This is a genomic window from Arthrobacter sp. TB 26, from assembly GCF_000427315.1.
In the GTDB taxonomy this organism is placed as follows: Bacteria; Actinomycetota; Actinomycetes; order Actinomycetales; family Micrococcaceae; genus Arthrobacter.
This window is the reverse complement of sequence record NZ_AUPJ01000239.1, coordinates 1-8292: the sequence shown is the minus strand read 5'-3', so window position 1 is coordinate 8292 and position 8292 is coordinate 1. Positions and strand designations below refer to the sequence as shown.

At 67.4% G+C, this 8292-nt stretch carries 9 protein-coding genes and 1 pseudogene; 5 read left to right on the top strand and 5 right to left on the bottom strand.

What is annotated here, in order from left to right; translation table 11 throughout:
- Window positions 1-514: pseudogene (locus K789_RS0108580) on the bottom strand (endonuclease); the annotation flags it as partial.
- A 123-nt stretch (window positions 515-637) separates the two neighbouring features.
- Window positions 638-1930, bottom strand: coding sequence for an MFS transporter (locus K789_RS0108575; protein WP_024366400.1), 1293 nt, complete (start codon window positions 1928-1930; stop codon window positions 638-640).
- A 78-nt stretch (window positions 1931-2008) separates the two neighbouring features.
- Here K789_RS0108575 and K789_RS24510 point away from each other — a divergent pair, with 78 nt between their 5' ends.
- Window positions 2009-2371, top strand: a complete 363-nt coding sequence (locus K789_RS24510; RefSeq protein WP_202805070.1) for a ClpX C4-type zinc finger protein — start codon at window positions 2009-2011, stop codon at window positions 2369-2371.
- Window positions 2372-2407: 36 nt separating this feature from the next.
- Here K789_RS24510 and K789_RS0108570 read toward each other — a convergent pair whose 3' ends face one another.
- Entirely contained in the window at window positions 2408-2908 is a 501-nt protein-coding gene (locus K789_RS0108570) for a GNAT family N-acetyltransferase (protein ID WP_024366399.1), read from the bottom strand.
- A gap of 272 nt (window positions 2909-3180) precedes the next feature.
- Here K789_RS0108570 and K789_RS0108565 point away from each other — a divergent pair, with 272 nt between their 5' ends.
- The 3 genes from K789_RS0108565 (at window position 3181) to K789_RS25405 (ending at window position 4701) form a co-directional block, all read left to right on the top strand.
- Window positions 3181-3546 (top strand): hypothetical protein, encoded by a 366-nt coding sequence (locus tag K789_RS0108565; protein WP_306376513.1) that lies wholly within the window; start codon window positions 3181-3183, stop codon window positions 3544-3546.
- Between the two features lie 67 nt (window positions 3547-3613).
- The gene (locus tag K789_RS0108560) at window positions 3614-4027 is read left to right on the top strand and encodes a hypothetical protein (RefSeq protein WP_024366397.1); all 414 of its coding nucleotides are present in this window, start codon (window positions 3614-3616) and stop codon (window positions 4025-4027) included.
- A gap of 503 nt (window positions 4028-4530) precedes the next feature.
- A complete protein-coding gene (locus K789_RS25405) occupies window positions 4531-4701 on the top strand; it encodes a hypothetical protein (RefSeq protein ID WP_157835679.1) in 171 nt (56 codons plus the stop codon).
- 274 nt (window positions 4702-4975) lie between these two features.
- On the opposite strand, the gene K789_RS0108550 is transcribed toward K789_RS25405, so the two are convergent.
- Entirely contained in the window at window positions 4976-5764 is a 789-nt protein-coding gene (locus tag K789_RS0108550) for a GNAT family N-acetyltransferase (protein WP_024366395.1), read from the bottom strand.
- Window positions 5765-5883: 119 nt separating this feature from the next.
- The gene (gene aspS, locus K789_RS0108545) at window positions 5884-7665 is read right to left on the bottom strand and encodes an aspartate--tRNA ligase (RefSeq protein WP_024366394.1); all 1782 of its coding nucleotides are present in this window, start codon (window positions 7663-7665) and stop codon (window positions 5884-5886) included.
- 107 nt (window positions 7666-7772) lie between these two features.
- Between aspS and K789_RS0108540 the strand changes: the two genes are divergently transcribed.
- The coding region (locus K789_RS0108540; protein ID WP_024366393.1) for an APC family permease at window positions 7773-8292 on the top strand (520 nt) is incomplete at its 3' end.

Genomic DNA, 8292 nt, shown 5'->3' with positions numbered 1-8292 from the left:
CCGCGCCAGCCGGATCCAGGTTCGCCGTTTCGTCCACCATGATGCGGGCGTGCTGCCAGGAGATCGTCCCGGACTGCAGTGCCCCCAGGGTCAGCGGCAGCGCTGTCGTGAGGGCCTGGCATTCGGACAACAGGGCTCCGGCGGCCCGTTCACTGACGGTCAGGACGCAGGCGACCTCGGAGATCACCGCCATCTCCTGGGCGGTGCGTTCCTGCGCGGACACCGCCGGGGCAGCCAACGCCTCGGCCGCCTGCACGTAGTCCACGGCCAGCCGCGCCTTCAACGCCGCGGTCCGGGCCTCCAGCCGGGCGACCTCGGCCAGACCATCGAGACAGGCATCCGCCAGATCCCGCAACGGATCAGCGCCCGGCACCGGGCCGACGCCGGACAAGGCGTCGGATGGCCCAGCGAGGTCCGCACCGGCAGCGGCGAATGCAGCCAGCGCAGCAACAGAAGCGGCGACGGCCTCCACCGCTTCCCTGCCCTCCGCGCTCCACGCTGCGCTGTTTTCCATACTCCCATCAGATCACGAGGCTCCGACAATTTGGGGTGACGCGGGGTGACGCCCGCACCGACCAACGACGGAAAGAATTTACATAGTCTTCCCGGCCCACGCCACGGTCCGTAGCCGCTCGAATCACAGGCTCGCATTTTCGGAGCCTGCGGGAAATTTTGTCCAGGTCCGCATAGGCGAGAGTGCGATAGGGATGGCGGAGGCGCCGGCGAGCAGGGCCCAGATCCAGAGCACTGGCTGGACACCTGTCCAGGTGGCCACGGCGCCCCCGGCCAGGCTGGCGACAGGCATGATTCCGAGGACGAAGAGCCTGCTGCTGGCCATGACAGTGCCAAGGCTGCCCAGGGGTGCAATCCGCGGGATGATTCCCGCTCCTGCCACCGACATGACCACAACCAGGAAGGCCCACCCGAACGCGGAGACCCCGAGCCAAAGGGCCGGGAACAATGGTAGAGCCGGGGCAAGGGGTGTCAGCGCGACGGCCGGGACGCAGGCGATGCCGCCGAGAATCCTGGTCTTGCCAATGCCGAGCCGTTTCAGCAGGGCAGGTGCTGCGAAAGAGGCCGAAAGACCGCCCAGGGCTGCGAAGGTGCCGAGTAGTGCGAAGACAGCGGGGCTAAGTCCCAGAACGTTGAGGGCGTAAACCGCCGTGGCAGCGCTGCCGAACATGGTGGCAGCGTTAAGAAGCATTCCGGAGAGGAAAAGACTCCGGAGCACCGGGTGGCGAATGGTGAAGGACAAACCGGCCCGGGCCGCTTCGCAGAATCGCCCGTGCTCCCGGGGTGGCTTGACGTCTTCAATGACCTTGATGCTCCTAAGGGCCAGTGCGGACAGCATGTAGGAGATTCCCGCAGTCACCAGCGCAAACGGTGCGGCGGTGGCACTAAGGAGGGCCCCGGTCAGGGACGGGGAGCCGACGGCGACTGCGCTGGCAGCCGACTGCAGCCGGGCATGGGCATCGCTGATCCGATCCCGGCCCACCACCGACGGGACGAACGCACCATGTGCGGTGGTGAAGACAACATCGGCGACGCTGATCAACGCCACGCAAACGAGCAGATGCCCGATCGACATTGCACCGGCTAAGAACGCCGTCGGAATACTCAGGACGACCAATGCGCGGAACACGTCAGCCGTGATCATCAGGGGGCGTCGACGGAGCCGGTCCACCCAGACGCCAATCGGCAGGCCCAGGATAAGGAATGCGCTCATGCCCAGCGCGTTAAAGATTCCCACCTCCAGCGGGCCGGCACCGAGCATTGAGACCGCAAGGATCGGGATCACCGCGCGGCTTGCCTCGTCGCCGCCCCCCTCGAACGCGCTGGCCAGCCACAGCTTCCGGAAAGCAATCAGCCGCATCAGGGACTCTGCGGCCGGAAGCCGGCGTCCGGCGTCGTTTTTGATCTGTAAGGTCATGCCTGACAACCTGTCAGGCAATACCTGACGCGTCAAGTATGCTGGACACCGTTATCCTTTCCTCGGAAGGAGAGTGTTGTGGAACCAGAACTGCCCTTGGCTGGCCCCTTGATGTGCAGCTTCTGCGCGGGACCGGCTGGCACCTCGCGCCGGATGGTGGCAGGACCCGGCGTGGCCATCTGCCAGGCCTGTGCCGCAGCTGCCGTGGAGCTTTTCCACAGCGCCGACGGAGCACCGGCAGCGGCTCCCTGGGAGAGGATTACTGATGATGAAGTCCTCGCGCACCTGCCGGAAATTGCCACAGTCGCCTCGCAGGTCGAAGAGCGTCTGAGTGCCTGGGTGGGCATCGCGAGAGAAAGAAAAATCAGCTGGGCACGCATCGGCTCATCACTGGGTATGACCAGGCAGTCAGCGTGGGAACGCTTTCAACGCCCACACTGAAAGCCACACTTTTGGCCGTATGACGTGGCACGTCGCTCAGTCGTCCGCCACGCGGGTGTTGATCCAGTAACGCAGCACAGCGCCGCGTCCGTCGTCATCTTCGAGGATGCCGCCATGGCGCTCGATAGTTTTCGCAGAAGCTTCGTTTTCAGCCCCGCAGACAACCAGCATGCGCTCCATGCCAAGTACCCGCGCCTCGCGGACCATGCGGCCGAGAGCCCAGGTCGCCAGTCCGCGCCGGCGCATGGATGGCCGGATGCCATAGCCGACGTGTCCGGCCCACGGCACAAGGTCGTTTCCCTCGTGACGCAGTGCGATCCCGCCGAGCACCCGGCCGCCCTCGATGATCCAGAAGTGGGTGCAGCGCCCCGACTCCCCCGCCAGCCGCTCCACCCAGGCCGCAAACCCGGCCGGCGAGTCGACGTCGTCGGTCGGCAACAGCCCGAAACCGTCCTCATGGACGCCGGGACCCCACTCGGCATGCGCGTCCAGCCAAGCTGCCTGCAGCCGTCCGGTGGGTTCGATCAGTTCGGGCATGCCGCAACTATATCGATCCGGACTTGACGGGACGGGACCTCGCCGGCGCATCCCGGACCCGGCCCGCCTAAGCTCGACTCATGCACTCTCATAGCGACCCGCTTCCACATTCCCCGAAACGGGTGCTCGTGGCAGGGGTGTCAGGGGTGGGGAAGACGACCCTCGCCTGCCGAATCGCCGCCATAACGGGAGGTCCGCACACAGAGATTGACGCGCTCTTCCACGGGCCCGAGTGGAGGCCGCGACCGGAGTTTCTCGCCGGCGTGCGCTCCTTGGTCCTGGCCGACTCGTGGACCACCGAATGGCAGTACGACGCCGCGCGGCCGCTTCTCGCGGAGACCGCAGATACGTTGGTGTGGCTCGACCTTCCCTTTGTGAGCGTCACGCTTCCCCGCCTCCTCCGGCGCACCATCGGCCGGCGGCAGAGCCGGGAAGAGCTGTGGAACGGCAACATCGAAGCACCTCTTTGGACGTTCCTCACCGATCGTGAGCACATCGTGCGCTGGGCCATTAGATCCAGGAAGAACTACAAGGCTGCGGTGCCCCGTCTCATCCATGAATACCCGCACCTCATCGTTGTGCGGCTTCGGTCGCAGCAGGAGGCTGAAGAATGGCTGTCGGGGCCGCTGTCCGGCTAGCGCCCCCGCCTCGGCTACGTCATCGTAAGGCATCCATACCCGAGGCTTTGAGGGCCCGGGCAATCCCGTGGGCGGCGGTCAGCAGGGCCGGCACCGTGGAGGGCACGGCCGCTTCGCCCCGGGAAACTATGGCGTTGAGTGCGGCCGCGACCGCACCGTCCGGGCCGAAGACAGGAACGGCAATGCCGGTCCAGGCATGGCGATGGGAAACCAGCTGGGACTCGTCCTGGCCGGTTTCGGCCCGATGATCGCCGGCGTGCCCCTGGCCCCGGGCGTCACCGGCTGGGTTCCCGTGGCTGTCTTCGCCACGGTCTGCATGCTGGTTGCGGCCGTCTCGGTGTACTTCTCCCGCGAGACGTTCAAGACCCCGATCGAGGAATTGGTCGGCCCCTACCTTGCCGGAACTGCCCGGCGCCGGGAACTGCTGGCCGCGGAGACAGCCGCCGGGCAGCAGGCCCGGCCCGCAACGCAGCTTCCCTGAACCGCCAAGACCCGAAGGAGACCCATTCCCAACGGCGTCTGCCACCCCGATTCGCCCGGGGCGGCAGGCGGGCGGTGCAGCTGATCTTGTCTCCCTGGGCGGTCGACCTAGACCTGGGGCTGTTCGACGGGACGGGCAGCCAGGTATGGCATCAGGCCGCGGATGTCCGGCCGGNGGCCGCCGCGGCGGTCCCGGATCTTCCATCGCTCGATCTGTGATTCAGCTGCTTCCTTGCTGCTGAAGCTGCCCATCCCGGTGTTCTTGCTGTTGCGGACGTCGTAGGTTTCCCAGCGCATCATCAGAGCCTCTCGTGGTGCTGTTGGTGCTGCCGGGCCCGAATCATGGGGGACACGCGGGCCCGGCACCGCCGCCCACCCTAACAGGCCTAGGTGGACGCTAAGCGTGCCCAGATATGCCGACTACGCTAGGCCAGTAGCTTCATTCCGAGCCAAGGGGACCAATGGGTTTCAATCTGTACCATTTCCCGTTCCAAGGGAATGCCGGTGCCTGACCACTATCTGACGCTGACGTGCGACGCCTGCGGCGCGGCCGAGAATTTCGTGGTGCGCAACGGTCGGCAGGCGACGAACACTCATGACTGCCAGGTCCAGGCCGCCCGGCACCGGAGCCCGGGATGGTTCCTCGGCGGAATATTCGTCCGCTCTGCTGCCTGACGCTGGGCACACCAGGACAACTGCTGCCAACGCCTGCCAACTATCCAGAACACGGCAGCTGGCTCCACTATTGAGACTATGGAGCCAGCCTTAGCGGAATCGGCATGACGCGCATGCCGTTGGCCTGCCCCCAACTTTGGTTGCCCGGGCCATTCCCTTGGCCAGAGTAGGCGGGGTAAGTCCGTCAGGCAAGACCTCCCGTGGACGCATGGGCAGCGTCCGCGCCAACGATGGCGGGCAGCCGTGGGTGATGACCCAAGGGATATACGCCGTTTCAGCAGCCCGTCAGGTGCCGCTTCGGACGTTCCTGCCGGTAAAGGTACCGGCCCGCCGCCTGGAAACCGGCACGGGCGTAGAGTTCCCGGGCCCCTGCATTGGAGGCCATCACGAGCAGCCAGTAGCTGCCGAGGCCCCGGGCCTCACCCTCCTGCAGCAGGCCCCGCAGGATCCGGGTGGCATAGCCGCGCCGCCGGGCGTCCGGGCGTGTGGCCATGCAGTACAGCCCGCCCAGGCCTCCTCCCCCGTTCGGCGGGACTGCGAGGCGTCCGACGGCGGCCGGTACGCCGTCGTCGTCCCGCACGAGGGCGTACAGCGAGGGGCAGCGTTCGAGGATCCCGCGGGCGACGGCGAGGGCAGCGTCGTCGCCGCGGCCGTCCACGCTCCACCACAGCCGCAGCCACTCCCCGGAGGGCCCGGCGGAGATTTCGACGCCGGGGTCAGCCGCCGGCGAATCAGTTCCACCTTCCCGGACCAGCACCAGGGTTTCGGACTGCCGGGTGAAACCTTCCGCGTCCAGCACCGCGTTGAGCGGCTCATAGCGCGCGTCCTCGAAGACCTGGAAGATCAGCGGCAGCCGGCGGTTGCGGTACCAGAGGCGTGCCTGCCGGAGCGCGGCGGGCTGTGCGTGGGCGTCGACGCCGGGCTCCCGGGGCCAGACCGAGTTGGCCCGCTGCGTCACGCCTGAGGCGGCGCGGAGGACCCAGCCGCCGGACTCCTCCCGTTCGGCGGCAGGCCATGCGGCGTCCATCAGCGCCTCAAGCCCGGTCATCGATTCGTGTTCCATTGGGGTCCCTTCCGTCCGGCACGCCGCCCAGCCCTTCCCGCGGGTACTTCCGGCACAGCAGCAGCGACAGCAACGGCTCCCCGGTTTCCCGGAGAGCCGTTGCCGCCAAGCACGTCAGGCTACTTGGTGCCGTCAGCCTTCTTGGCTTCCGGCTTGAAGTCGACGCCGGCTTCCTTGCGCTGCTGCGCCGTGATGGGAGCGGGCGCCTGGGTCAGCGGGTCGAAGCCGCCGCCGGACTTCGGGAACGCGATGACGTCGCGGATGGACTCGACGCCGGCAAGCAGCGCGACCACGCGGTCCCAGCCGAACGCAATGCCGCCGTGGGGAGGCGCGCCGAACTTGAAGCCCTCGAGCAGGAAGCCGAACTTGGTCTGGGCATCGGCCTTGTCCAGGCCCATCAGCTCGAAGACCCGTTCCTGGACGTCGCTCTGGTGGATACGGATGGAGCCGCCGCCGATTTCGTTGCCGTTGCAGACAATGTCGTAGGCGTAGGACAGCGCGGATTCGGGATCCTTGTCGAAGCTGTCCATGAACTCGGGCTTGGGCGAGGTGAACGCGTGGTGCACGGCCGTCCACTGGCCGGCACCGACGGCGACGTCGCCGGACGCGACGGCGGCCGCGGCGGGTTCGAACATCGGTGCGTCCACCACCCAGCAGAAGGCCCAGTCGCTCGGGTTGATGAGTCCGGTGCGGTGGCCGATCTCCACGCGGGCGGCACCGAGCAGGGCACGGGACGGCGTCTTCTCACCGGCGGCGAAGAAGATGCAGTCACCAGGCTTGGCGCCGACGGCCCCGGCCAGGCCGGCGCGCTCGGCGTCCGTCAGGTTCTTGGCCACGGGGCCGGCGAGTTCGCCGTCTTCCTTGAAGAGAACGTAGGCCAGGCCCTTGGCGCCGCGCTGCTTGGCCCATTCCTGCCAGGCGTCAAGGGCGCGGCGGGCCTGGGAGGCGCCGCCCGGCATCACGACGGCGCCGACGTAGGGTGCCTTGAAGACGCCGAAGTTGGTGTCCTTGAAGAACTCGGTGAGCTCGGTGAGTTCCAGCCCGAAGCGCAGATCCGGCTTGTCCGAACCGTAGCGGGCCATGGCGTCGTGGTAGGTGATGCGCTGGATCGGCGTCGGGATTTCGACATCGATGAGCTTCCACAGTGCCTTGACGATGCTTTCGCCCAGCCGGATGATGTCGTCCTGCTCAACGAAGCTGGCTTCGATGTCGAGCTGGGTGAACTCCGGCTGGCGGTCCGCACGGAAGTCCTCATCGCGGTAGCAGCGGGCGATCTGGTAGTACTTCTCGAAGCCGCCGACCTGCAGGAGCTGCTTGAACAGCTGCGGTGACTGCGGCAGCGCGTACCAGGAACCCGGCGCCAGGCGTGCCGGGACCACGAAGTCGCGGGCGCCTTCCGGCGTCGAGCGCGTCAGCGTGGGGGTTTCGATCTCGACGTAGCCGTCCTGGTGGAGCAGTTCGCGGGCCACGCGGTTGGCCTCGGAGCGCAGGCGCATGTTGCGGGCGGGGCCGGGGCGGCGCAGGTCCAGGTAGCGGTGCTTGAGGCGGGCTTCCTCGCCGACCTCGACGTGCTCGTCGATCTGGAACGGCAGCGGCTCCGAGGTGTTGAGGATGGTGACCGTCTCGGCCATGACCTCGATCTCGCCGGTGGCCAGCGCGGGGTTCTCGTTGCCCTCCGGGCGCCGGGAGACGGTGCCGGTAACCTGCAGCACGTACTCGTTGCGCAGCCCGTGGAAGATTTCCTCTTCACGGACGACCACCTGGGACACGCCCGAGGCGTCGCGCAGGTCAACGAAGGCGACACCACCGTGGTCACGACGCCGGCCGACCCAGCCGGCGAGGGTTACGGTTTGTCCAATGTGCTCGGAGCGAAGGGATCCGAGGTCATGTGTGCGCAGCACAGCACGCCTTTCTGAAGAAGACAGAGGGAAAGCAGAACTCATGTTCAATAGGATCGCTACAGGAACGATCCCGTTCGAGTTTACCCGTTGGAAAGGCCCCTCCCGCCATGGCAAGCCGCCCCCAGAGCGAGCCGTCCCCTGACCAGCGCACACCGCGGCAGCTGCAGCGCCGCCTGGGCGTGCTCGATTCGACCGCGATCGGGCTTGGCTCCATGCTGGGCGCCGGCGTGTTTGTGGTATTCGCACCGGCTGCCGCCCTGGCCGGTCCCCTGCTGGCCGTGGCAGTGGCCCTGGCCGGCGTGATCGCGTACTGCAACGCGGTGGCCTCGGCCCAACTGGCCGCCAAGTACCCCTCCAGCGGCGGCACCTATGTCTACGGGCGGAACCGGCTGGGCGAGTGGCCCGGCTTCATCGCGGGCTGGGGTTTCGTGACCGGCAAGACCGCGTCCTGCGCGGCGATGGCGTTGACGTTCGGCCATTATGCGGCGCCGGAATTCGCGACGCCGCTGGCAGTGGCCGCCGTCGTGGTCCTGACCGGCGTGAACCTGCTCGGCATCACCCGGACCGCCCTGCTGACCCGGATCCTGCTGGGCGTGGTGCTCGCCACCCTGGCGTTCGTGGCGGCCG

Excerpts from the sequence above, each read along its gene's own strand:
- K789_RS0108550 (WP_024366395.1), bottom strand. The coding sequence starts at position 5,764 with ATGGAACACGAATCGATGACCGGGCTTGAGGCGCTGATGGACGCCGCA.
- K789_RS0108570 (WP_024366399.1), bottom strand. The coding sequence starts at position 2,908 with ATGCCCGAACTGATCGAACCCACCGGACGGCTGCAGGCAGCTTGGCTG.
- K789_RS0108575 (WP_024366400.1), bottom strand. The coding sequence starts at position 1,930 with ATGACCTTACAGATCAAAAACGACGCCGGACGCCGGCTTCCGGCCGCA.